This is a genomic window from Oscillibacter sp. PEA192 (assembly GCF_003574015.1).
Lineage (GTDB): Bacteria > Bacillota > Clostridia > Oscillospirales > Oscillospiraceae > Oscillibacter > Oscillibacter welbionis.
The window spans coordinates 412,171-435,574 of sequence record NZ_AP018532.1 but is presented as its reverse complement, the minus strand read 5'-3'; the positions used below and the strand labels follow the sequence as shown (position 1 = coordinate 435,574).

21 protein-coding genes and 1 pseudogene are annotated in these 23,404 nt (G+C 50.8%); 7 read left to right on the top strand and 15 right to left on the bottom strand.

The window, feature by feature from the left end:
- The first annotated feature begins 119 nt into the window (after positions 1-119).
- Positions 120-317, top strand: coding sequence for a helix-turn-helix domain-containing protein (locus tag DN611_RS17225; protein WP_119310538.1), 198 nt, complete (start codon positions 120-122; stop codon positions 315-317).
- Positions 318-891: 574 nt separating this feature from the next.
- On the opposite strand, the gene DN611_RS02070 is transcribed toward DN611_RS17225, so the two are convergent.
- Positions 892-1,254, bottom strand: coding sequence for a hypothetical protein (locus DN611_RS02070; RefSeq protein ID WP_197714235.1), 363 nt, complete (start codon positions 1,252-1,254; stop codon positions 892-894).
- Positions 1,255-1,379: 125 nt separating this feature from the next.
- Here DN611_RS02070 and DN611_RS02065 point away from each other — a divergent pair, with 125 nt between their 5' ends.
- A complete protein-coding gene (locus DN611_RS02065) occupies positions 1,380-1,718 on the top strand; it encodes a helix-turn-helix domain-containing protein (protein ID WP_333635567.1) in 339 nt (112 codons plus the stop codon).
- Between the two features lie 175 nt (positions 1,719-1,893).
- On the opposite strand, the pseudogene DN611_RS02060 reads toward DN611_RS02065, so the two are convergent.
- From DN611_RS02060 to tnpA, 4 genes and pseudogenes are all read right to left on the bottom strand, one after another.
- Positions 1,894-2,562, bottom strand: a pseudogene (locus tag DN611_RS02060) (VirB6/TrbL-like conjugal transfer protein, CD1112 family); the annotation flags it as partial.
- Positions 2,559-3,611 carry an IS66 family transposase gene (gene tnpC / locus DN611_RS02055; protein WP_160117391.1) on the bottom strand — a complete coding sequence of 351 codons (1,053 nt, stop codon included), beginning with the start codon at positions 3,609-3,611 and terminating at the stop codon, positions 2,559-2,561. The gene tnpC and the pseudogene DN611_RS02060, both read right to left, overlap by 4 nt.
- 106 nt (positions 3,612-3,717) lie before the next feature.
- Complete coding sequence (gene tnpB, locus DN611_RS02050; protein WP_119310536.1) at positions 3,718-4,074, bottom strand: IS66 family insertion sequence element accessory protein TnpB; 357 nt, start codon at positions 4,072-4,074, stop codon at positions 3,718-3,720.
- Positions 4,068-4,424 carry an IS66 family insertion sequence element accessory protein TnpA gene (tnpA, locus tag DN611_RS17220; protein WP_256264890.1) on the bottom strand — a complete coding sequence of 119 codons (357 nt, stop codon included), beginning with the start codon at positions 4,422-4,424 and terminating at the stop codon, positions 4,068-4,070. The genes tnpB and tnpA overlap by 7 nt, the downstream gene beginning before the upstream one ends.
- A gap of 312 nt (positions 4,425-4,736) precedes the next feature.
- On the opposite strand from tnpA, the gene DN611_RS02040 reads away from it, so the two are divergent.
- Positions 4,737-5,981, top strand: coding sequence for an IS110 family transposase (locus DN611_RS02040; protein ID WP_119310534.1), 1,245 nt, complete (start codon positions 4,737-4,739; stop codon positions 5,979-5,981).
- Between the two features lie 601 nt (positions 5,982-6,582).
- Here the strand turns inward: DN611_RS02040 and DN611_RS02035 are convergent.
- From DN611_RS02035 to DN611_RS16915, 7 genes are all read right to left on the bottom strand, one after another.
- Positions 6,583-7,701 (bottom strand): IS110 family transposase, encoded by a 1,119-nt coding sequence (locus DN611_RS02035; protein WP_119310533.1) that lies wholly within the window; start codon positions 7,699-7,701, stop codon positions 6,583-6,585.
- 442 nt (positions 7,702-8,143) lie between these two features.
- Positions 8,144-9,433 (bottom strand): ABC transporter substrate-binding protein, encoded by a 1,290-nt coding sequence (locus DN611_RS02030; RefSeq protein ID WP_119310532.1) that lies wholly within the window; start codon positions 9,431-9,433, stop codon positions 8,144-8,146.
- Between the two features lie 15 nt (positions 9,434-9,448).
- Positions 9,449-11,092 carry a response regulator transcription factor gene (locus DN611_RS02025; RefSeq protein WP_119310531.1) on the bottom strand — a complete coding sequence of 548 codons (1,644 nt, stop codon included), beginning with the start codon at positions 11,090-11,092 and terminating at the stop codon, positions 9,449-9,451.
- Positions 11,089-12,822 (bottom strand): sensor histidine kinase, encoded by a 1,734-nt coding sequence (locus DN611_RS02020; RefSeq protein WP_119310530.1) that lies wholly within the window; start codon positions 12,820-12,822, stop codon positions 11,089-11,091. Before DN611_RS02020 ends, DN611_RS02025 begins: the two co-directional genes overlap by 4 nt.
- A 729-nt stretch (positions 12,823-13,551) precedes the next feature.
- Positions 13,552-14,709, bottom strand: a complete 1,158-nt coding sequence (locus DN611_RS02015; RefSeq protein WP_119310529.1) for a tyrosine-type recombinase/integrase — start codon at positions 14,707-14,709, stop codon at positions 13,552-13,554.
- A 75-nt stretch (positions 14,710-14,784) separates the two neighbouring features.
- Positions 14,785-14,982, bottom strand: a complete 198-nt coding sequence (locus tag DN611_RS02010) for an excisionase (protein ID WP_087268312.1) — start codon at positions 14,980-14,982, stop codon at positions 14,785-14,787.
- Entirely contained in the window at positions 14,975-15,727 is a 753-nt protein-coding gene (locus DN611_RS16915) for a helicase RepA family protein (protein ID WP_256264888.1), read from the bottom strand. The genes DN611_RS02010 and DN611_RS16915 overlap by 8 nt, the downstream gene beginning before the upstream one ends.
- Before the next feature lie 21 nt (positions 15,728-15,748).
- Between DN611_RS16915 and DN611_RS02005 the strand changes: the two genes are divergently transcribed.
- The 4 genes from DN611_RS02005 to DN611_RS01990 all read left to right on the top strand — a co-directional run bounded on the left by DN611_RS02005 (position 15,749) and on the right by DN611_RS01990 (position 19,507).
- Complete coding sequence (locus tag DN611_RS02005) at positions 15,749-17,230, top strand: vWA domain-containing protein (RefSeq protein WP_256264887.1); 1,482 nt, start codon at positions 15,749-15,751, stop codon at positions 17,228-17,230.
- 1 nt (position 17,231) lies between these two features.
- Positions 17,232-17,873: a 5-bromo-4-chloroindolyl phosphate hydrolysis family protein gene (locus DN611_RS02000; RefSeq protein ID WP_119310527.1), complete on the top strand. Its 642-nt coding sequence runs from the start codon at positions 17,232-17,234 to the stop codon at positions 17,871-17,873.
- An 87-nt stretch (positions 17,874-17,960) separates the two neighbouring features.
- Positions 17,961-18,911 (top strand): hypothetical protein, encoded by a 951-nt coding sequence (locus DN611_RS01995; RefSeq protein WP_119310526.1) that lies wholly within the window; start codon positions 17,961-17,963, stop codon positions 18,909-18,911.
- A gap of 59 nt (positions 18,912-18,970) precedes the next feature.
- Entirely contained in the window at positions 18,971-19,507 is a 537-nt protein-coding gene (locus tag DN611_RS01990) for a flavodoxin domain-containing protein (protein WP_119310525.1), read from the top strand.
- A 603-nt stretch (positions 19,508-20,110) separates the two neighbouring features.
- Here the strand turns inward: DN611_RS01990 and DN611_RS01985 are convergent.
- From DN611_RS01985 to DN611_RS01975, 3 genes are all read right to left on the bottom strand, one after another.
- On the bottom strand, positions 20,111-20,743 hold the full coding sequence (locus tag DN611_RS01985; RefSeq protein ID WP_119310524.1) for a dihydroxyacetone kinase subunit L: 633 nt from the start codon (positions 20,741-20,743) through the stop codon (positions 20,111-20,113).
- Positions 20,744-20,761: 18 nt separating this feature from the next.
- A complete protein-coding gene (locus DN611_RS01980) occupies positions 20,762-21,769 on the bottom strand; it encodes a dihydroxyacetone kinase subunit DhaK (protein WP_119310523.1) in 1,008 nt (335 codons plus the stop codon).
- Positions 21,770-21,952: 183 nt separating this feature from the next.
- Positions 21,953-23,404: an aldehyde dehydrogenase family protein gene (locus DN611_RS01975; RefSeq protein WP_119310522.1), complete on the bottom strand. Its 1,452-nt coding sequence runs from the start codon at positions 23,402-23,404 to the stop codon at positions 21,953-21,955.

Below are 23,404 nucleotides of genomic sequence, written 5' to 3'. Positions count from 1 at the left end.
TATAGTCCGGTACAAACCGCGAATTTGAGGCTTTGTTGTGCTATGGGGGGTGAACTTTACCCTCTGTTTTCTACTGTTATAATGAGGGGCAATTTTCTCCAAAGAAGGATGTGAACACCATGGAATTATACTCCCGAAGTGAGGCTGCCGCTATGCTCGGCATTACAGTTCGAAAGCTGGATGAACTGCGCGCCAGAAGATTGATAGGATACTATCAACGCTGCCCGGGCGGGAAAGTACAGTTTTCTATGGCTCACTTGGAAAAGTATCTGCAACGCATCGAGAAGTCACCAAGACCAGTTACCAAGTCAAGATGAAGAACTAAGAATACAAGTGTTGTTGGAACGGCGGGATAGTCACATCGATTAAGTGCTGAATTCCACAATGCAAAACGGCGCCTGCTCGATATTTAATTACTGAGCCGACGCCTCTTTGTAGTTCAATAGAGCTCCCACCAGTAGTCAAATACCTTACGATACTGGTTCCCTTTCTTTGGTAGACAGCGATATTTCCGGACTTTTCGATTCCCTTTCCGCTTCAGATACTGCTGCCGGTTGCTGGACTTCATATACTGAATGTGCAGACCCGAGTGAAGCAAGGTCGTTATTCTCTCATAGTCCCCTATTATATAACCCATATTCGGCGCGTAACCGCTGTGCTGAATGAGAAACAGAAGGTGATCTGAATGCCTGATACTTTGTGAACGTCGGTATTGGCGACCGGTACGACGCCCGCAGCCATTCTCCGCTTTAGTCGATTCTAGGATCTCGGCGATCCGATTGTTTAACTCTTGCTCTGTCATAGGCCTTTCTACTCTGAACGATCCGGGTGACAGGATTGACTCCGTTCCAAGACCCTCGCTGTTTTGCGTGATATTCCCGTTTGGCCTTCTTACTGCGCTTGTCCAATGGAATCAACTGCTTCACGGGAATTCGCCTCCTCTTTTCTCTGCTGTTGGCATTCGCCCCAAAGCGCACGGCATACATCCAAATAGTCTATATAGCCCAGCAACATCATCTTTTTCGGCAACTCTTCCAGAGCTGCCTGGAACCGCGCCCGATCCCGTTTCCGCACATGGCAGAAGATCACACGGTACGGAGAGTCACCCCGTACATATTCCTCGCAGAAGTGCACCCGCACCTGATGCTTGATGAAAAGCTGATCAGCCAGATAAGCATCCGTGTCCAGGAATGCGAAATAGTTATAGAACAGAGATAGCCTGTCAATGTACTGGTAGAAAAGTGTATCTCCCAATGGTGCTCTCCTTTATGACAATCTCATTACAAATGCAGAGGATCGCTTGCTATTCCAGAGTATATCGGTTATATTTTAATATTCCGTTGCGGCGGAAATCATCCTACTGAATGGAGGCGATCCATATGTCCGTGATTCGGTTTCCTGTGATCGATCCTGTGGCTACCGGAGCAAATATCTGCCGACTTCGAAAAGACCGTGGTCTGACGGTTCGAGATCTCCAGCAGTATTTCGGATTCGAGGAGCCACAGGCCATCTACAAATGGCAGCGGGGGCAGAGCCTGCCCAGTGTAGATAACCTCTATGCGCTGAGTGCCTTGCTCCAGGTCCCGATGAATGAGATCATCATCTCCACTTCTCATATTGTTCCGTTTGAGCAGCAGGCTTCCGCCTGCTGCTCAGGTCATTTTATGCTGGGATTATTTCCGGCACAGTGGGCGTGGCAGAATTTCAAAACCGCTTAGACCCTTATCCGCTTGCTCTCCACGGGCTTGCCCCGGCCCCACTGGACCGCTGCCTACCCAGGGATGAGTCGGCGACTTGAAATATAGATTAGGCGGACAGCTTCATCAGGCAGAGGTTCGGGAAGTTGTGAGAGTCCACGTCAATCAGTCCGATGCGGATATGCGTCACCTCCCGTCAGTGAGCGGTAAACACGGCTTTACTGATGCTTCCCGTCTTGAACAGGCAGAAGCACAAAAGCACTGTGTAGCCCATGCAGCCCCAGATCGCGCCGGAAATGTCCTCCGCCGTCCCGATTTCCTGTATCAGCACCGCATAGATGCCGACGACAACCATAATCAGGAACGCTTGGAAGCCCAGCGCCAAAAGGGATTTCAGATAGTTTTGGCCCATGCCGCGCCACTCCGCGTTTCCCAGCGTGGCAAGGGGGATCGGTCCCAGCGCGGTCACGGCGTATATTTCAATCATTCTCCCGTAGGTCACAAGGAAAATGCAGATGGATAGAATGTTCATCGTCAGCCCCACAACAAGGGTCTGGAACCATAAGCCCAGCAACGGCCCGATGTCCATTGCTTCAAGGCGGCTTTCCAGATCGGGGAGCAGCGTGTCAAAGTCAATGCTGGTTTCTCCGATGATTACCCCGGCGCTCTGGTTGACGACGGCTTGTGTGGCGTCGAAAACGCCCATGACGATATTCCATGTGTTCGTCACAATGAGGATGGCGAAGGCAGATTTGAACATCCAGCGGAAGAACATGGAGCTGTCGAAGTCGTGCATATTGTTTTTCTCCACGATCATCTCGATCAGCTCATAGCACATGACAAGGGCAAGGATGGCTGCCGCTACTCCAGCCCCTCCAGCGCCGCGCATCCCGCGCGCTGCTCCTTCGGCAGGGCATTCACCGCCTCGTCGAATTTTCGCCGCAGGTGCGCCCAGCAGCCAACCACCCGGATATTTTCAGGCAGCCGGTGGTAACCGGCGTAGCCATCCGCATGGAGCCAACCGGAGAAACCCTCCAGAAAGGCAGCCGCGTTCTCCGCCTTCCGGGTAGGCCGGTACTCGTACAACACAATGGGATGTTCCGCATCCCCACCTGTTCGGTACAGCCACATATAGCACTTGCTCCGAGCCGTCCGGCCCTCCAATTTCAGTACTTGCAGCGTGGTTTCATCCGCATGGAGCACCTGCCGTTGGAGGAGCCGCCTGTGCAGTTCCTCATATACCGGTTTCAACCAGTCCTCCGCCACCCGCAGCACCCAGTTGCTCATGGTCTGCCGGCTCAACTGCACGCCTGCCCGGTTCCACTCCTTCTCCTGCCGGTACAATGGTACGTGCATCACAAATTTCTGCACCATGATGTGGGCAACCGCCTCCGGAGAGGCATAGCTGTCGGGGATCAGAGCAGGAAGTCTTTCCGCCTTGCGGATCGGCGTCTCTGTTCCTTCCTCCTTGCATTTTGGGCAGGCATAGGTGAAATAAACGTCTTCCCGGATCTTCACCTGGGCCGGGATCATCACCAATGTGCGCCGGACGTCTTTTCCAATCTCCATCATGGTTGTGCCGCACACAGGACAGTCCAGCTCGTTCTCTGGGATGCGGTGTTCCACCACCTCAACCGGTACATTGTCTGGCAGGACCTCCTCCAGTCTGGAGGAACGCCGGGTATGGGCAGCCACCTTCGTCTCCTTGGACCTCCGTTTGGACACCCAGGCCTCCGTCTCGTCAAACATGAGGCTCAATTGGCCCATCAGCTCTTCTTCCAGCCGCTCCGAAGACGAACCATAGAGTTTCTTCCTGCTCAGGCGCACCTGTTCCAGGAGCCAGTCCAATTTCTGGCTCAACTCGTCTCTTTCCGCTTTCAGAGACTCATATTCCGCCCGTGAAATGGTTACCATTTCCGAGGTGCTTGTCTCATGAATTCTTTCATTTTTCATGAATAAATTATACCATATTTGAACTAAAAAGTCCAGCATTTCCAGTACTTTCAGCCGCTTTCCCCGCCTAAATGATACGCAGACCATCTATCGGGCGATGTGCCTTTGGCTGCTCCACCTTCAGCCCCTCCATCAGCCAGCGGTACTGCTGCGGTGTCAACTGCCGTACCTCATTTTCTGTTCGCGGCCATTGGTACGCGCCCTGTTCCAGCCGCTTATACAGCAGGATGAATCCATCCTGCTCCCAGTAGAGTCCCTTGATGCGGTCCCGCCGTCTTCCGCAGAACAGAAACAGCGTGTTGGTGAATGGGTCTAACTGAAACTGCTGCTGCACCATAGCCGCCAACCCATCGATCCCTTTCCGCAGATCCGTATAACCGCAGGCGATATATACTCTGTCTGCTCCGGTGAAATCACTCAGCATGATTTCAGTACCTGGCAGATTGCCCTCACTACAGCTGCATCCGCACCTGAATAGATGTCTGCTTTCCCTTTTCCGATCTGGATGCTGGCTGCCACTCCACCCACTGTCTGTCGCTCAGGCAGCGATGGGAGTTCTACAAAAGTTGCTGGTGGCTGCGGTGCCGAAACTGCGGGCACAAGTTCCGCGGCTGCCGACGAAAGGATTTCCTTTTCCCAGCGGTAGTAGGTCTTTGTCGATATATTGTGTTCCGCGCACCATCCCCTTACGCTCATGCCGCTGCTGCGGCAGTCTATGATCTGCATCTTCCAATGCTCTAACTTTGCCTGCCGTTTTAATTCACACGCCCCCATCTTTATGACCATTCCTTTCCGCTGCGCTCCAAGGCACCAAAGGGAATGAAACCGAAGTACCTCTGACGCAACTTATCTAAATTTGTTAGACTGTACTTGAGGAAGCAGGCACACTACAGAGCACGTGGAGGTGAGTAGGCCCAGCCCTTGCTGGACTGAATCTTTATGTGTGCCGGACGCTCTTTCAAGCACCAATGAGTAGGGCTTTGCACCCTGTAACCTTATCTTTGGAGAGACGGACTACTTCAATCTTTCAGTGGGCGTCCAGTCCCTGCCTGTTCCCTCAAATACACTGTTTCGAGGGGATGTGTTATGCTCAAAATCGTTTATCGTGTCTGCTGCGGGATGGACGTCCACAAGTCCTTTGTCGTTGCCTGTATTGCTTCTACCACTGAGTATGGAGTAACAACCTACAAGAGCAAGCGTTTTTCCACCTTCACTGGGGACCTACGCCGTTGTGCAGCCTGGTTGGCTGAGAATAGCTGCAAAGATGTGTGCATGGAATCCACGGGAAAGTATTGGATTCCCATCTACAACATTCTGGAGCCAACCTGTAATATCGTTCTTGCTCATCCGAAATACGTGAAAGCGATTCGGGGCAAGAAGACCGACAAGCGAGACGCCAAGTGGATCGCAGACATCTTCAAGCACGACCTTGTCGCCGGAAGCTTTATCCCACCGGCAGATATTCGCCAGCTTCGGGATTTGGTTCGTTATCGTTGGAAACTTACCAACTTCACTACCGGCGAGAAAAACCGGGCACAGAACTGCCTAACCGTTTCCAATATCAAGTTGGATGATGTGTTCTCAGATGTGTTCGGCAAAACCGCCTCTGCAATTACGACCAGGATTTTAGAAAATCCAGCTGAGAAAATTACGGATGTTTCCGGTTTCCGCACCAAAGGCATGAAAGCGACCAATGAACAGGTGCTCGCCGCTGTGGACGGAGAGATGTGTGAAGAACAGGCTGAAAAGCTCCGCATCATCCGTTCCCACATGGATAGTCTCCAACTGTGCAAACTTGATTTGGAATCACTGATTCTGGCAACTGCTGAGAAATATCTTCCTCAACTGGGCCTTGTTATGACGGTGCCGGGTATCCAATCCTTTACCGCAATCGGCATCATTTCCGAAATCGGAGTGGATATGTCCGTGTTCCCCACCTCGAAGCATCTTTGCTCCTGGGCTGGGCTTACGCCGCAGAACAACGAAAGTGCCGGGAAGAAGAAAACCACCAGAATCAGCCGGGCCGGAGCCTACATCAAACCGCTGCTTGTTCAGTGCGCCCTCAATGCGGTTCGTGCCAAGAAATTCCCAGAAGTCCGCAATCGCTACCTTGCTCTCAAGAAACGCCGTGGACACAAGAAAGCAATCATCGCCATTGCCAGAATGCTCCTTACAGCTATTTACAACATTCTCAAGAAAAATGAGTCTTACAATCCTGAACTTTACCGGCAGACAGACCGACCTCCAGCGCACCGTGAGGTTTCCGTGGCGGAAGCCATCTTCATTCTCCAGCGGCAAGGTTATCTGGTAGCTGCTCCACCTACGCCATAGACTTTAAGCATACCTTCGTTTTTCGCCCACTTTTAGTGGGCTTGGTTTTGTGCGCCCTTTTCGCAATGGTGCTTTGACTACAATGTTTCAACCTTCCCGGCTCCTCCCTAAATGAGAATTCTCGAGAAGTCCTGAGACTTCTCGAGAATTAGTATCTCATATCTTCTTCAGCTTTTTAATCCGCCCTCAGCCTTGACGCTGTTATGAAATGACTTTTGTCAAGTAGAAAATTCCTGCCAAAAGCAAAATGTTTGTCCGAGGGCATGTGAGAAGAGCCAAGGCAATTAGAATTCCGGCATTGGCCACTCTGTTATACGTGGATTGGCTACCACAGGTCAATGGTTCGTGCCTGGAGCTCTACCGTCTTACGGCGTGGATCACAAATATTGTGCCATCAAAGCGTCAAATCGTAGATAGCTGAACCTTGTCATTCGCTTGGCTCCTCACAAATGCCCTCGAATGTGGGCAAACTGGTGGTATCCATTCCTTGAATACCACAAATTGCGGATTGAGACTGGGTCAAGGGCGAAGCCGCGTCAGCGGTGTGAAACACCCTTGACGCAGGAATCAAGTCGCAATATCATCTTCAAAGGAATAGATGCTACACTGCCCGGGAGATGTGATTGGTCATCATTCCCCAAACGAAACATGATAGCTCTCTGGCAATAGCTGTTTTGGCAACATTCTTCTTGGATCGAATTGCGATTTTATAGAACTTTCTATGTAACCGTTCATTCGCTTTGTCGGCGTACGCAATTATCTCGGGTGAGTTACCACCTTGTTTGTCCTTCATTACTTTGCTCTTTTTTCCAACAACCCCTCGGCTATAGCTGTTCGCAGACTCCACCAAGAGAGTCCTCAGATGAGAATTCCCCGCTTTTGTAATGTTTGTATGGATCACCTTTTCTCCACTGGACGATTCTCCTGGGACAAGTCCCAAGTAGGCGGAAAAGTGTTGAGCAGTCCGAAAACGGTGGAAATCGCCGACTTCAACAAGCAGAGGAAGCGCAGTATGGGTAGAGACGCCCTTGAAGCAGCAGAGCTTCCGAACATTCTCTTCATACCGTTTCTGATGAGCCAGTTCCTCAATCCGGGCATCATATACAGCAATCTTCTCATCCAACGTATAGTAGAGAGCCAAGTATTCTTGTAAGGTTTCCTTGTAGAGCGCATTTTCAAATACGAGAGAGTCAAGCCACTTGAAATAGGCCTGAGTCCAACGGCTCTTCCCTTCATAATGGAATCCATGGCGGGTGCAGAACGAAATAATCTGTTGCTTCGTTCGCTTCAGATCAGCCTTCACATCATCCCGCATTCGAATATACTCTTTGATGGCATCGTCCTCGGCCGTCGGAACATATACCGGGCTGTACAGGTTGAAGGCCAGACACTTAGCAATATTTTTTGCATCGCGCTTATCGGTCTTAATCGATTTACCCTTTTGCTGGGGCATAGTAGACGGAGCCAAGATAATGCATGCTACCCCGTGTTTGGCGAGTTGGTGATAAAGGGAATATCCAAGGCAGCCTGCCTCGTAACCACAAATAAAATCGCAATTTCCGCCACGCGTCGAACGAACACGCTCCATGTATTTTAGTATCTCATGGTAGTCTGGCTTCACATTTACGACAGCAAATGCGTCGTCCGAATCTACGGTATAGCAACAAAGTGTGTAATTTGTGGTGTGGACATCCATCCCGATATAGATTATACTTGTCATGATGACTCCTCCTTGTATGTGGTAAGTCTGGTTACTTTAGGTGCGCTCCTAAAGTATGGCAGGCTAATCCACGCTTTACAAGTGCAGGGGTCATTTCATATTGTCTTACCATTTGAGGGTCCCGCCGCGGGGCGCCGGAGCGGAAAGCCCGTGGGCCACAGCGGTCCCATGGGCTTTCTCGCGTCCTTCCCCGCTGTCCGGCAGCCTGTTCGGAAATCCAGCGCCTTTGGCATCCGTGCGGCAAGGCAAGCCAGGCTGGTCTGCCGCATCGGGAGCCGCAGAGTTAGGGAACGAGAGGTCCCCCCCCTTTTATGGTCTTCGCCGCACATAGTATTCTGTCGGATCTGCCCGCGTCGGCCGCAATTGCGGGCACACCCTCCAGCGGCTCTGAACGCTCAGTCCCGCTGCGTCGAGCGGATACAGATTATGCGGACAATTTTTCCTATTTGGGGAAGCGGCTGTGCAAATCTTCTATTTTCCTGATACACTGATCTTTTGTAATCAGCCCCATAAGCGTATCCATATATTCGTTGCTTATAAACGAAAAGATATCTATCTCACTTGCCGTCGGGCAAGCTGGCAGGGATGACCTACGTGCATTGTCCACCAGGTCTGCTTTTATCTGGTGCCTTTGGGCGGCAGATATCAAAGTCTTCTGCACTGTTTCGCTGTCATATGCAGGGAACAGCAGATTCTCCGCAGTTAGAGACGCGCCTTGCTCTCCGCTCATGAAAGACACGAACTTCCAAGCAGCCTCAGGGTATTTTGTGTATCGGTATATGCATATGGGAATAATTATTTTTATATTGTTCCCGCTCTTTTCCTCCGGCCAAAACGGCTGCGAAACAACGCCCCAGTCAAAATCAAGCTTTCCGTCTTTCTGCTTGTCAAGCAATAATGGGGCGTAACTGCTGCTGGTGATGAACATCCCATAATTCCCTGTTTCAAATACGTTTTGCTGAAAATTTTGCTCATAGCTTTGTGCGAAGGAAATCGTCGTCCCTTCCGCAAGCAGTTGTTCCATCAAGTCCAGACTATGGCCGAATTGCTGCATATCCCCACCTATCAGAGAAGACAGACCGGGGATCGTCATTCTGAGAAGATCATTCCCGTCAGGTAAAAGAAGGATTGCCTTTTTCTCACTCATTCCAAGTTCTTTTAATTTTTGGTTCATAGCAAATCCTATTTCCTGAAACTCGTGCCATGTAATATTCTGTGTCGGATAAGGAATGCCTGTTATGTCGAAAACATCTCTGTTGTAATACAAAAAGTACTTCTCCACCCTGTAGGGCATAGCATAATGGGTATTGTCAGTAGTGCTTTTTAAATTTTCATATCCTATCAGACTCTCAGGAGATATCCCGCTTTGTGAAACAAGAAAATCTAAAGGTTTCAGAACACCTTCATCGGCCAAATTCCCCAATTGTGAAATCTCTTTAATGAAAATGACATCAACCGGTTGTTGCCCGCTCATGAGTGCTTCCAAATTAGCCGAATAGACAGGCGCAGGAAACGATACGGTCTCTATTTTAATATCGGGATATTGTTTCATAAACTCTTCAAAGAGCATTTGGTCATATTCCGCAGCTGCATCAGCGGCAACGGCAACCCTCAATGTTGTAGCAAGTTCCGCCTCTTCAGAATCTTTCGCTCCTTTTCGGAAAGCAAATGTAAGCATCATTGCGAATAAGCTTAAGCCAATCAAGGCAACCCCTATAAAACGACGCTTCATATTCCGTTTCTCCTGTCAGTTGTTACGCTGATTTTGAATTCTTTTTCGGTATTCCCCAGGAGCTATTCCACAAACGCGTTTAAAAAGGCGATTAAAATAAAACTGATCGGGATACCCTACGGTCTCTGCGATGGCAGAAAGCTTTTGGGAAGAATTGGCCAGCAGACGTTTGGCTTGCTCTATTCGAACATTCGTCAAATATTCAGAATAGCTCATGCCGAGATGTTTGCGCATCAGAGAGCTCAGATAGGAAGGGTCAAGATGAACGCGCATTGCTATGTCTGTAAGCGACAATTTCAAAGAATAGTTTTCATCTATGATCTCCTTTGCCTTGAAAACAACATCCTGATAATCTTTTTTTATTTCATTTCTTACGTAGTTTTGAAGATCCTCCCGCAAATTATCTATCCAAGAAAGTGCTTGTTCAACATTTTTAATCGTCAAAAATTCTGTGTATGTTCTCCAGCTCTGCAAAAGTATATCATGCGTTGACATACTGTAGTGGTCAAACACCTCTCTTACGCAAGTAAACACTTCTATGAGAATAAACAATATCGTTTCCTTTGAATGCCCTGACTTTAAAAGGTTCTCTTTGATTACTTTTAAGCTGGAGGCTATCTCATCTTCCCTCAACACGCTTAATGCATGTTTTAACTGTTGTTTTGCCTCAATTATTTCGTTGCAATCTCCCAAAATGAACCCTTTTTGAATGGGTATTGGACAGTTTCGCCAGTCAATAATTTCATCATTTTTCAAAAAGTAATGGCTCTTTACAGCTTCGACCGCCTGATGGCAAGCTTTTCGAATGCCGTCCAGCGTAGTTTTCCCCCGGCCTATACCAACCGTGCAGTCCAAGTTTAGGTATTGCCAAAGCATTTTATGTAGCCGTCTTGCAGTTAACGCAACCAATTCTTCCTCTTTTCCATTTTTTATATCTTTTTGTGCCGCAATAATAACATAGAATTCCCCGGTTTTTCCTTCTACGCAGTAGGCGTCAAAGCAATCATTGGAGATCTCTGTGATGACATTTATGATGCCATAATTTAAGGTGTAATACTCTTCCTCTGTACTCTCTTCAAAAATCAAAATGTTATTAATTTTGATAAAGAGGCAATACATTGAGTCTGTATCCAAATGAATGCCGCTTTGCTTTAACTGCTTGATCATCTCTTCTTCCGTAAAAAAATAGTTAGAAATAATATTGCGTATTACCTTTGACTGCAATGCGGAAACACCTCCAACAGTCTCATTTTCACATGAGGAGTCCGCAGATGTGATCGTTTTTCGCACTTCATCCAGGCAGGACAGCAGCATATGGACGTCCAATTCCAATTTCAAGAAGTAGTCAACGGCCCCAAGTTTCATTGCTCCTTTGACTAATTCAAAGTCATCATAGCTGCTCAGAACCAAAAAAGCCACGGAAAATCCCTCTTCATTTTTCAGCGTTTTGATAAGGGTTAGTCCGTCCATTACAGGCATTTTCATGTCCGTAATAATAATATGCGGTTGCTCTCTATGCACGATCTCAATGGCTTGCTGTCCATTAGCTGCCTCCCCTACAAGCCTGTAACCATATTGCTCCCAGGCAATGAGAGTCTTCAATCCAATGCGAACCGTAGCATCATCATCCACAATGAGTATCTTTAACAAATTCATCATGTTGAGTCCTCCTTGTAATCAAGAGGGAGCAAAACGGTTGCACAAGTCCCTCCTTCCGCGCGGTTACTTATAGTGACACCATAGCGACTTCCGCAGCGGAGTCGGATTCTTTGTGCAACATTTTTAATGCCCATGCCATTTTCCTGGTGAAAAATCCCGGAAGAATCATTCAGCATAGCTTGTATATATGCCAGGCGGTCTGGTTCAATCCCCACACCGTCATCCAATATGCGGATCCGCAGATCCGTTTTATGTGTATCACAGATAATTAAAATCTCTCCGCCCTGAGGAAGATCTGCCAAGCCATGGATAATCGCATTTTCAACCAAAGGCTGCAGCGTAAATTTCAATATTTTCTGCTGTAGCAAAGATTCATCCTCTATAGACCACTCGCTCCGTATTTTCCCCTTGAATCTAATATTTTGGATATACAAGTAACTGTCTAACAAGTCAAGCTCTTGCTTTAGCGGAATCCATTCCGCCGTAACGGTTTGATTTGCCCTGATCAGTTTGCCCAAAGCATCGACCATAGCAGAAATATTATACGCACTCTGCATCGAGGCCATAATTTTAATAGAGTTCAATGTGTTATATAAAAAGTGCGGGTTTATTTGCGCTTGAAGGACCCGAACTTCCAACCGCCGCTTTTCGGTTTCTCTTTCTTTTTGTTCTTGCAGCAGACGCTGTATGTCTTCACTCATTTTTAATATATGCCGGTTTAATTCTCCAAGTTCGCTATTGTCATCAATCTCTTGCAGATGAGTAAAATCACCTTTTGAAATTTTATTAACATTTTTCGTGATCTGTTTAATTGGATGGTTGAGATTTACGGACAAAAATGTAGAAAGCATCGCAGTAACTCCAACCACAATCGCCAATAATACTATCGTTGAAGTAGTAAGTAGATGAACCTGATTATTGATTAACTGCTTAGAAACAAGTCCCCTCAGTGTAAGTCTGTTCGCATTGTCAATTACCGTGAGCGGTAAATATTCAGAATTTTGGTTTTTGCTGGATAACATTGTCAGTACTTTTATCTCGTCACCTTCGCACCCAGCTAAAGCCAAAATTTGCCCATTTTCTGTAAAGAGCGCAGCATAGTTGTCAGAATCCTCCGTAAAATATTTAAACGCATCTAAAAAAAAGTTTTCGGAAAAAATGATCATTAAGTGGCCGATCGTCTGCCGGCTTTCCAAACTGATAATCGGATGGCAATACATGATGACCCTCTTATTATCAGTAAGCGGTGTGATATTCTCCATCACTCCACTCCAATAGTCTTCGGAAAAACGGTTAATAAATGTTTTTAAATATGTGTAATCGATCAAAGACGCCTCTGCGCCATCTCTTATATCCAGCCCATTATTCCCAATGATAAATAGCGATAACATGTCCTTAGCAATCGGACGATATGATGTTTGCGAGCGCAATTCCTTGATGGCCAGAGCTTTATCTTCACTGTAGGAGGCAGCTTCTGAAGCAGTTAGATTCAACAGCTGCTGGATCTGGGTGTTCTGGGAAACCCAATAAAAGAACATATCTACTTGTTGGATTTTTTCAGAAGTACGTTCAGAAATATCCAATAGGGACAATTGGTTTTCGCTGATAATCGAGGCTTTAAGGTCGCGATTATTTCGATAAAATGTAACCCCTGCTGTCAAAAGTGCCGGGATCAATGACACCAGAATAAAGCTAACCACCAATTTTTTGAGCAAGGTCTGCCGTCTCATCTCATGCACCGCTCCTATATAGTTTACTAATAAGGGAATACAGAATCGCGTTTTTACAGCAGAGAAGTACCTCTCAGACAATGCTGAATATTCTTCTATCCTGCTCCGTCCTTTGCCTTGGTATCTATCACACAGATGTTGCGACACTTGCGGTTTACATGCTTTCGTTCTTTTCCGTACTGTTTGTCAAATCGTAATAATACTAAACTAATATGTCCCAATTCATTTCGTATTCAGGGCGATGCCAAACCTTGTACTTACAAGGGCCGAAACTGCGCAGGAACACAAAACGGAATTGGGAAACTAATATTAAAAACATCAGGATTTTTTGCAGTATGCTTCAAATCTATAGTTTCAATATCACGAGTCTCTTTTATCTAATATTGACTGTCTCACTATTCAAGTGATCAGAACTGTAAACAAGGGCGTATAAAAACACATCCGGATAACGCAGGAATTAAAATGGGCTCTCCGAAATTTTGTGGTAACTCTTTCTCGCATCGCCGGGCACACAATATCGAATATATGGTGCTCGCCCTTCCCGGGGATTTTGAGGCTGCCCACGCAGATGTGTACAAGCCTCCGTATCCCTTCTGCCGCAGGGATTTTGCGGGATTTTGAGGTGCGCGTCCGAAGTTCGGATCTCCCGTAAATCTACACAGATATGGATAAGTCTCGACGCAAATGGTGTAAGAAGCGGTGTATGGAAAATGTCCGGTTTTGATCCTGTCACAGGTTGGCTGCGATCTGATCAAAGGCGTGCTTGACGGAGTTGTAGTCCGTGTGGGTGTAGACATCCAGGGTGACGCTGGCGCTGGAGTGTCCCATGAGGTACTGCAAACTCTTGATGTCGATGCCCGCCCGCTGCAGATTCGTACAGAAGGTATGCCGCAGCACATGGGGCGTGACCACGGGAAAGTCCTCCCCCAGGGCCCACCGGTGTTTCCGCTGGAGAAGACGCATGTAGTTCTCCAGATGCATGGCCACCTTTGGCCTGCCGTCCTTATCCAGGAACAGGAAGCCGCTGCACCCGTCCACCACCATCTCTGTCTTGGGCGGCGTCCGATCCTTCAGCACCCGCTTGAGGGCCATGTAGACCATGTCCGTCATGGGGATGGTGCGGATCCCACTCTTGGTTTTGGGGCTGGTGATGAAATAGGGCCGGTTGGCTGTTCGGCACAGCTGGCGCCTCACATAGAGACAGCGGCGGGTAAAATCCAGATCCGCCTTGGTGAGGCCGTACAGTTCGCTGACCCGCAGCCCGGTGCCCAGCAGGATCACGATGTCGTCGTAATAGCTCCCGCCGCCGTACTCCTGGAAAAACTGGAGATACAGGTCCTGCTGCTCCCGGGTGAGGGCCGTCCGCACAAAGGCATCCTTGGGGATCACGTCCGAGAGCTTGAATTTGAACGGGTTCTTGCGGATCATGTCATCGTCCACAGCCATTTCAAAGGCGGGGCGGACCACGCACTGCACCGTGCTGATGGTGCTCTGTTTGTACCCCCGGTCGTGGAGGGAGACGAACCAGGCCTTGGCGTCGGAGGGCTTGATCTGCCGGATCTGCTTTTGGCTGAAGGGGTCCTTCCGCATACGGTTGATGACCGTATCATAGGCGCGATAGGAGTTTTCCTTCAGGGTGCGCTTCAGATCCATATACCGGGTGACAAGTTCGAGTACTGTCATCTCCCCGGCGGCATAGTCGATCCCGTCCGCCAGGTCCCTCTGGATCTCGGCCTCCCTCCGGCGCAGCTCCTCCAGTGACCTGGCATAGATGTATCTGCGCTGCTTTCGGGTGTCGGTATAGCGAAACATATAGAGACCGTCTTTCCGGTGGCTCTCGCCTGTTTTCAGAATACGGCCTCTCTGATCCCGGCGCTTTTCGGACAAGTTTTGATCCTCCTTTCTCGAAAAGCGCTCGATAGGCTGTATCTTATTTTACCATACAACCTTGGAATTTACCACCTATATGGAATAGGCAGTCTCCAAATATTTCTCCAGCGCTTTTCGTTTGATCAGCCGTTTACTTCCATTCCAGAGCACGAAGGGACAGCTTTCCTCGTTGGTCAGATCCCGGAGCTTGTTGATGCCGATGCCGAAGTAGGCCGCGGCCTCCTCCAGGGTCAGGTTGGCCTTCTCCCAGACTGGAACCATCTCAGCCATCCCCATCACCGCCGCTCTCTGATCCCAATGACGGTAATGACGGTATTTCCTCCGCGGGGGCGGAATCGTCATCATCGTCATCACCGTCATGCTCCTCATCTTCCTCCTCGTCCTCCGTGCGCAGGAAGGTGAGCTGCCGGCTCTCCGGTCTCCGGGACTTCCAGTATTCGATGCCCTTCTCCTCCTTGAGCCGGCGGGTGAGGGCGTTGAGCTTCCGGGTCAGCGTGTTGGCCCGGTAAGGGAGCTCCGGGTCCAGCCGGCGCAGCCGCTCCAGCAGCTCCGTGGCTGTCCCCTGCCACCCCCCGCCGATCACTTGGTCGATGAGATCCAGCAGCGGCTCAGGCGGCTCCGCGATCTCCGCCTCCCGGCTCACCACCGTCCACAGGCAGCGCTGCGGGTCAAAGTCCAGGATCATCCGCTGTCCCGGCAGATCCTTCCCGGTCTGGTCCAGAATCACACGGCCCTTTTCCCGGTACAGCAGGAAGGCCCCGTCCGCCGCCCCCAGCAGGCCGTTTGTGCCGCTGATCCGGTCAAAGGAGTTCTCGCTCTCCGTGTTCTTCCGGGTGTGGTGGACCAGGATCGGCGCCACGTCGTGGATGTCGGTAAATTCCTTGAAGGGGCGGATCTCCTCATAGTCGCTCTGGTATCCGTATGTATCCTGGCATTGGCTTTGCTCCTGACGGCCTGCGGCCCGGCGCCGTCTGACAGCGCAGTCTCCACCGGCGATTCCGCCAGCGGAGATCACGCCTTCGACTATGGCGGTGACGTGACGCTGCGCATCCTCTCCGGCTCGGAGAACCAGGAGCCGGAGGGCATCCTGGATGACTTCGCCCGGGAACGGGGCGTGAACATCGAGATGGAGTACCAGGGCTCCCTGGATATCATGCGGACCCTCCAGGGGGAAACGGTGGACTATGATGCGGTGTGGCCGGCCAGCAGCCTGTGGCTCACCGCCGGAGACACCCAGTACCGGGTAAAGCACGCCCAGTCCATTTCCATCACCCCGGTGGTATTCGGAATCCGCCAGGGGTTAGCCGAGGAGCTGGGTTTCGTGGGCACGGAGGTGTCGGTCAGCGACTTGCTCTCCGCCATCCAGGCGGGGGAGCTGGAGTTCTGCATGACCTCCGCCACCCAGTCCAACTCCGGGTGCAGTGCCTACATCGGCTTCCTCTACGCCCTGCTGGGCAATCCGGATGTGATCACGTCGGAGAACCTCCAGACCCCGGGCCTGGCGGAGCAGATCACCCAGCTGCTCTCCGGCGTGGATCGATCCTCCGGAAGCTCTGACTGGCTGAAGGACCTGTTCCTCACCGGTGGCTACGACGCCATGGTGAACTATGAGTGCCTCGTCATCAGCGCCAACCAGGAGCTGGAGGCGCGGGGGGAGGAGACGCTGTACGCCGTCTACCCCTACGACGGTCTGTCCATTGCCGACTCCCCTTTAGGCTATGTGGACAACGGGGACGCCGAGAAGGAACAGGCCTTTCTGGATTTACAGGAGTATCTCCTGTCCGACGAGGTGCAAAACGAGATCCAGCGCACCGGCCGCCGCACCGGTTACGAGGGGGTGTCGGCGGAGAACGCCGACGTGTTCCGCGCCGACTGGGGCGTCCAGCCGGACCGGGTGCTCTCCCCCATCCGGATGCCCTCCACCGATGTGCTCATGGAGTGTCTGGATCTGTACCAGACGCAGTTCCGCAAGCCCTCCCTCACGGTCTACTGTCTGGACTACTCCGGCAGCATGGAGGGGACTGGCCGGGAACAGATGGTGGAGGCCATGAGCCAGATCCTGATTCAGGAAAACGCGGAGCAAAATCTGCTCCAGGCTTCGGAACACGAGGTCAATATCCTCATCCCCTTTGAGGGCTACCCCCGGGACGTCTACACCGCCGTTGGGAACGGAGAGGAGCTGGAAGCCCTCTATACTCAGGTGGAGGCGGAGGAGGCCGTGGGCGGCACCGACATCTATTATGCCGCCATGGAGGGCCTGCGGCAGCTGAAAAACTACGACCTGAGCCAGTACACCCCTGCCATCATCCTGCTGACGGACGGGGTGTCTGACGGGAGTTTTTCCGACTTCCGGGACGGCTACGAGGCCTTCGGGGCGGATGTGCCGGTGTTCTCCATCATGTTCGGCTCCGCCGATCCCACCCAGCTGGAGGAGCTGGCGGAACTGACCCACGCCCGGGTCTTCGACGGGCGGGAGGACCTGATCGGGGCCTTCCGCAGCGTGAAGGGGTACAACTGAGATGAAGAAAGGACAGCTACGGCAACTGGTGCTGTCGCTGGGCGTGGGAATTGCAGTCTTTTTGGTTCTGGCCCTGGGCCTGCGCTGGAATTTCCTGTTCAGCGCCGCGCTGGGGGTGGGAATTTATCTGGGCCTTTGGTTTCTGCTGACCCCCAGGGCGGACCCCATCACCCTCTATTTCGCCCAGCGGCCAGACGGCGGCGAGATGCAGGCCCTGATGGAGGAGGCGGAGCGGGATCTGAAGGCCATCCGGTCGGCCGCCGGCCGCATTACGGACGTCCGGACCCATGAGGACGCCCTGGCCCTCACGGAGACGGGGGATCGCCTCTACTGCTATCTTCGGGAGCATCCGGAGAAGATTTCGTCGGCCAACCGCTTCCTCATCTACTATCTGGACACGGTGGGCCGGATCCTGGGGCAGTATGTGAACTTCCAGGATGCCGGGCTGGGGACTTCCGAGGTGCGGGAGTTTCAGCGGAAGGTGCGGGCCATTTTGCCAAAACTGAAGACCGGATTTGAGGAACAGCTCAGCCAGCTGATGGCCTCGGAGCGGTTTGACGCGGAGGCGGACATGAAGGTCATGGAGGGCCTGCTGAACACGGAGGGATTCCAATGGGAAGCAAATCAAAATGGATCGGTCTGATCATCCTGCTGGTTGTCATCGGGGCGGCGGCGGTCTATCTGCTGCTGGGCGGCGGCCCCCGGCCGGAGCCAACCGTTCTGCGGGGCTATGTGGGGGGGAGAGAAGATCGGCCTGCTGGAGGACGAGGCGGTACAGGATGTCCTGGAGCGGGACTACGGGCTCACCCTGGACTATGCCAAGGCGGGCTCCCTGGACATGGTCACGGCGGACCATGAGGGCCGGGATTTTCTCTTTCCCTCCAGCCAGACCGCCCTGGAGTACTACCAGCAGCTCTACGGCGCGCCGGGCAAGAGCCAGATCGTATTCAACACCCCCATCGTCCTCTACACCCACCGTCCCATTCTGGAGGCGTTCCAGAAACGGGGACTGGTGACGGAGCGGGACGGGGTCTACTATATGCATATGGCCGGTCTGGTGGCGGAGATCGAGGCGGGTACCGCCTGGGCGGATCTGGGGCTGCCGGAGCTCTACGGTACGGTGGCGGTGAGCACCACCGACCCTGTGCGCTCCAACTCCGGGAATATGTTCGCGGGGCTGCTGGCCAATGTGCTGTGCGGCGGGGTGGCGGATGCGGACAGCGTGGAGACTGTGCTGCCCCGCCTGAAGGCCATCTTCGAGAAGCTGGGCTATATGGAGGCGTCTTCCTCCGACCTGTTTGACCAGTTCCTCAAAACCGGCATGGGGGCCAAGCCTGTGATCGCCGGCTATGAGAACCAGCTGCTGGAGTTCGCCGTGGAGAACCCGGAGGACTGGGCGCAGTTGAAGGATGACATCGTGCTGATCTACCCCACCCCCACCGTCTGGTCCTCCCATATCTACATCGCGCTGGACGAGGCGGGGGAGGCGGGCATCGACGCCCTGCTGGACGAGGAGGTCCAGCGCCTGGCCTGGGAAAATCACGGCTTCCGCACCGAGGTATCCGGCACGGACGCCGACGAAAACCACTTCGGCGTCCCTCACCTGGCCGCGGAGATCACCCAGGTGGCCGCCATGCCCAGCTACGCCGCCATGGAGAAGATCATCGCCGCTCTGTCGTAAACGTAAATTTTACCGCAGGGCTGGATAAATGCGCTGTGCAAAGGGAGGCATTTTCACAGATGGATGGGCTCATCGTCTATGGCAGCAAATACGGCACGACCCGCCGGTATGCGGAGGAGCTCTCCCGGCTCACCGGCCTGCCCGCCATCCCCTGTGGGGAATTCCACAGGCTGGCTGAGGGGAGTATCCTTGTCTATCTTGGGGCGCTCTATGCCGGCGGGGTGCTGGGGCTCAAGCAGGCAATGAAAGGACTTTCCCTCGGGGATGGCCAGCGGCTGATCGTGGCCACTGTGGGTCTGGCTGACCCCCAAATTCCTCAGAACCGGGCGCATATCCTCGCATCCCTGAAACGGCAGATGTCTCCAGAACTTTTCTCTCAGGCAGTTTTCTTCCACCTCCGGGGCGGCATTGACTATGCCGTTTTGTCCCCTCGCCATCGGGCCATGATGGCCGCCATGTGCTTCTCTCTGCGGAGGAAACCGGCGCGGCAGAGGTCCTGTGAGGACCAGGCACTGCTGGAGACTTACGGGAAACAGATGGACTTTACGGATCTCTCTGCGCTGGCTCCCATCGCCGGTGAAATCCTGCGCGGATAAGATATGCCGGGAAAGAAGTGCCTTCGACCAGAGCGGCCGATGATCGTCTGATCGCGTACAGGGGTCAGTGATCCAAACCCGTTAGCAGCTATCCTCAAAATGGCGTTGAGTGATTTTCAGATACTTACAGTCTGAAGAATTTACGACCAGAGTTCTTGTGGTCACGACTGAAAAGTGGATACATAAACATGATCAGCCCGCCGGTTCTTTTCGGAACCGGCGGGCTGATATTCTGCCTATCAAGCGCTGAATTGGTGTAGATTTGGTGTAAATCGGGGACACCAGCCACAGAATATCCAGCGGTATCAAGGGTCAGCGGCTATTTTTTAGTACATGCCGCCCTTATCCCTGGTCAAGGGCTGTTCATCCCGCAGCAGCCTTGCATCGATGCCCAGAGAGGCACAAGTGTCCTGGCAAGTTCTCTTGTTCAAGCGGACTTAAAGACGCTCAAATAATTTGCATATATAGAAGGGTCCTCTGAATATATTCATCATTTTCAAACATTGCAGATAGCCTTCCCTTTGCGTGTCCCCGTCGCTATGCGGTCAGGAACACGCAAAGGGAGCAATAGCCATTCAAATAAACAATTAACTCAAGACCTGTTTAATTGCAGGCAGTCAATCCACAACTCTCATTAATCGCTTCAAAAATCAATTTGCCAACTGCAGCTCCGCCATCCAGTAGCCCCACACTTTTCTCTCCATAATATGCAGCTCTCCCCCAAACCGCTTTCATTGCTCGCGTCTCCTCAAATCCAGCGGCGGCTGCTCTCATGGCTGCTTCAAATGCGACTTTCGGGGCATCCTTCGAATGATCTTCCAACACTTTTACCGCCGGAACCATTGCATCCAGGATCGTTTTTTCTCCCGGTTTCGAACCGGCCTTATTCATAATACTGTCAGTTCCCGCTCTCATCGCATCCGCCAATTCTACCAGATCAAATGTTTCTTTGCCATTGAGTGCAGCCGCCATTCCTTTCATGAAGAAGGAGAGAATGGTTCCAAGGCTGCTGGGGGCATCCCTGTTAAATACATCTGCGGCTAAACCAAGGACTTTTCCCACGTCTTTTTCCTCAGTCTCTCTGACAGATCTCAATGCCCCCTGAAATCCAGTTTTTACAGAAATGCCCAGATCTCCATCTCCCATCTTTTGATCCAGTTCGGTCAGCAGCTCAACATTTCCGGAAATTTTCTCAAATATGTTTTCGAATGCAACTTCTAATGAATGAACGTTCATATCTTCTTCCGCTTCTTTCTACTTATTATGATTGGTATAAAAGGGTGTATCCGCCGGATCATACAATAAGCCTTCCAGCTCATCGTCCAATCTGCAAATAGTAATGGAAATACCAGCCATCTCCATGGAGGTTGCATACTCTCCAATATGCGGCATTAGCACATGGACTCCAATCTCTTTTAGCATCTGAGCAGCTTTGCGGTAGATAATAAACTGTTCTTCAAGAGGAGTTGCCCCCAATCCGTTGATCATGAGCGAAACCTCATCATTTCGATTCAGCGGCATATCTTCTAAAATCTTACCCATGATGATTTCTGTTATTTTATCTGCGGTCATCATTTTACGGACCTCAAGACCTTTCTCCCCATGAATACCCATACCGAACTCTATCTCATCATCAGCAATAAAAAATGTGGGTTTTCCAACTTCCGGTATTACGCAGGAAGAGAGCGCGATTCCCATCGTACGTGTATTTTCCACAGCCTTGCTGGCCACCCTGGAGACCTCTTCGAGCGGCATCATACGATTTGCTGCTGCGCCTGCCATTTTATACGCGAAAAGTAATCCCGCAACTCCGCGTCTTCTTGCCTCTTCCCCCTTTGGGGCCGATGCAATATCATCAGAAACACGAACGCTTTTTACCCTGATATTGTCTGCTTCTGCATCCTCACAGGCCTGATTGAAGTTCATCTTATCTCCGCCATAATTTCCATACAAGCAGAGAACGCCAGCTCCGAAGTCACATGCGCGAATAGCTGTTAGTATTGCCTGGTAGGACGGTGAAGTAAAAACATTCCCAATGGCACAGCCATCGGCCATTCCGTCACCAACATATCCTAAAAATACCGGCAGATGTCCCGATCCGCCCCCTGTGACGATGCCTACTTTTCCTTTCTTATGGGGATATTTTGAGAGAATAACTCTGTTGTTCTCTTCCGAAATCTTTAACTTATCCGGATAAGCTAAAAGAATACCCTCTATGGTTTCCTTCACGAAGTCAGAAGGGGAATTCATGATTTTTTTCATGGCCGTTATCTCCTATAATAATCAACAATTAAAACCGGCTTGTGTCAAACATTCAGAAAAGCTGTGTTCACAAGTCATACGGCTTCATATGTACCTGACTTGTAGCAAGATAGTCAGAATCTATCCTCCAGCAGATACTGTAAGGTCATCAGGGCCTCTCTATCACTCTTTAGAAATGGCCTTTTACCTGAGCACTGACTCCGACACAGACTCCTCAACAATTCCTTTCAGTGCTACACATTTAGTAAGCATCATTTCTTCAAGTGTCAGCATCAATCCCTCTGTACCAATTCCACTCATTTTATGTCCGCCGAAGGGTGTATACAAGGTGCGGTAATCACCGCAGCCATTCACAACTGTCGTCCCGCTCTCAAGTTTAAGCGCTGTACTCAGTGCGGCCTTAATATCACGCCCAATAACTCCTCCGGACAGCCCATATTTTGTTTGATTAGCAATTTTTATTGCCTCATCATTTTCCTCAAACTCAATAATCGGAACAACAGGCCCAAATATCTCCATATCTTTGGCAATGTCCATATCCGCCGTAACATCTTTCAGAACTGTCGGTTCAAAATAAGTCTTGTTATATCGTTTTCCGCCGAAAACACACCTCGCCCCCTGTTTAATAGTCTGGTTCACTTTATTTTCGACTTCACATGCAGCCTGTTCACTAACCAGCGGCCCCATGTCGCATTCTTTCTCATGTGGCTCACAAACCTTTAATAACTTCAAGGCGTTAATCAGTCGATTCGTATACTCCTCAGCAATACTCTTTTGCACCAAGACACGCTTTGATGCGCAGCAAACTTGGCCCGCATTAAACATTCGTCCTTTTATCGTCTCTCTCACAGCGAGATCAAGATCGGCATCTTTCATAATGATTAACGGATCATTGCCTCCCAATTCCAAAAAGACCCGGGTCAAATTTCTGGATGCCCGCTCAGCAACACTTAATCCAACCTCTGTGCTGCCCGTTAAGCTAATCGCGTTAATTTTCGGAGAGGCGGCCAACTGTGCCCCTATTTTTTCACCGCTCCCAGTAATAATCTGAAGCGCTTGCGGTGGGATTCCGGCCCTCAGCAAAAGTTCGGTCATAAAGATAGATGCCAACGGGGTTACAGATGCTGGCTTTACAATCACTGCGTTTCCAGCCGCCAGAGCCGGTGCCGCCTTAAACGCATAGAGGCCAATAGGAAAGTTGAAAGGTATAATACACGCAACTACTCCCAGAGGTTCTCTCTTCACCACAACCATATCTGTAACATCGCTGGGAAGCATTTCGCAGCAGCTGTGTTTTGCTTTTTCTGCAAACGACCGAAAGGTTTCGCCAACGCTGGCTGCCTCGTCTAAGCACTGTTTGTAAGGTCTCCCTAATTCTGCACACAAGAGGTCCGCCATTTCTTTGCTGTTCTCTTCAAGAATACCCGCGGCCTTTATTAAAATGGACACTCGCTCTCCAACCGGTGTTCTTCCCCAGATTTTTGCTCCTTGTTTTGCATAGTCTAACGCAAGATCGACATCTTTTTCAGTTGCATTCGGTACAGTGTCAATTATTTTATGTGTTGCCGGATTGTACACCGGTATTTCGCAATGATTAGTTGCGTCAACTTTTTTTCCGTTCAAAACCATACGCAT

Coding starts and splice junctions, on each gene's coding strand:
- tnpC (WP_160117391.1), bottom strand. CDS start 3,611: ATGGTAACCATTTCACGGGCGGAATATGAGTCTCTGAAAGCGGAAAGA.
- DN611_RS02020 (WP_119310530.1), bottom strand. CDS start 12,822: ATGAGACGGCAGACCTTGCTCAAAAAATTGGTGGTTAGCTTTATTCTG.
- DN611_RS02065 (WP_333635567.1), top strand. CDS start 1,380: ATGTCCGTGATTCGGTTTCCTGTGATCGATCCTGTGGCTACCGGAGCA.
- DN611_RS01990 (WP_119310525.1), top strand. CDS start 18,971: ATGGATGGGCTCATCGTCTATGGCAGCAAATACGGCACGACCCGCCGG.
- DN611_RS02010 (WP_087268312.1), bottom strand. CDS start 14,982: ATGGCTGAGATGGTTCCAGTCTGGGAGAAGGCCAACCTGACCCTGGAG.
- DN611_RS02030 (WP_119310532.1), bottom strand. CDS start 9,433: ATGAAGCGTCGTTTTATAGGGGTTGCCTTGATTGGCTTAAGCTTATTC.
- DN611_RS01975 (WP_119310522.1), bottom strand. CDS start 23,404: ATGCGTATGGTTTTGAACGGAAAAAAAGTTGACGCAACTAATCATTGC.
- DN611_RS01980 (WP_119310523.1), bottom strand. CDS start 21,769: ATGAAAAAAATCATGAATTCCCCTTCTGACTTCGTGAAGGAAACCATA.
- DN611_RS02000 (WP_119310527.1), top strand. CDS start 17,232: ATGAAGAAAGGACAGCTACGGCAACTGGTGCTGTCGCTGGGCGTGGGA.
- DN611_RS01985 (WP_119310524.1), bottom strand. CDS start 20,743: ATGAACGTTCATTCATTAGAAGTTGCATTCGAAAACATATTTGAGAAA.
- DN611_RS02025 (WP_119310531.1), bottom strand. CDS start 11,092: ATGATGAATTTGTTAAAGATACTCATTGTGGATGATGATGCTACGGTT.
- DN611_RS01995 (WP_119310526.1), top strand. CDS start 17,961: ATGTGGGGGGGAGAGAAGATCGGCCTGCTGGAGGACGAGGCGGTACAG.
- DN611_RS17225 (WP_119310538.1), top strand. CDS start 120: ATGGAATTATACTCCCGAAGTGAGGCTGCCGCTATGCTCGGCATTACA.
- tnpA (WP_256264890.1), bottom strand. CDS start 4,424: ATGGGGGCGTGTGAATTAAAACGGCAGGCAAAGTTAGAGCATTGGAAG.
- DN611_RS02040 (WP_119310534.1), top strand. CDS start 4,737: ATGCTCAAAATCGTTTATCGTGTCTGCTGCGGGATGGACGTCCACAAG.
- tnpB (WP_119310536.1), bottom strand. CDS start 4,074: ATGCTGAGTGATTTCACCGGAGCAGACAGAGTATATATCGCCTGCGGT.
- DN611_RS02035 (WP_119310533.1), bottom strand. CDS start 7,701: ATGACAAGTATAATCTATATCGGGATGGATGTCCACACCACAAATTAC.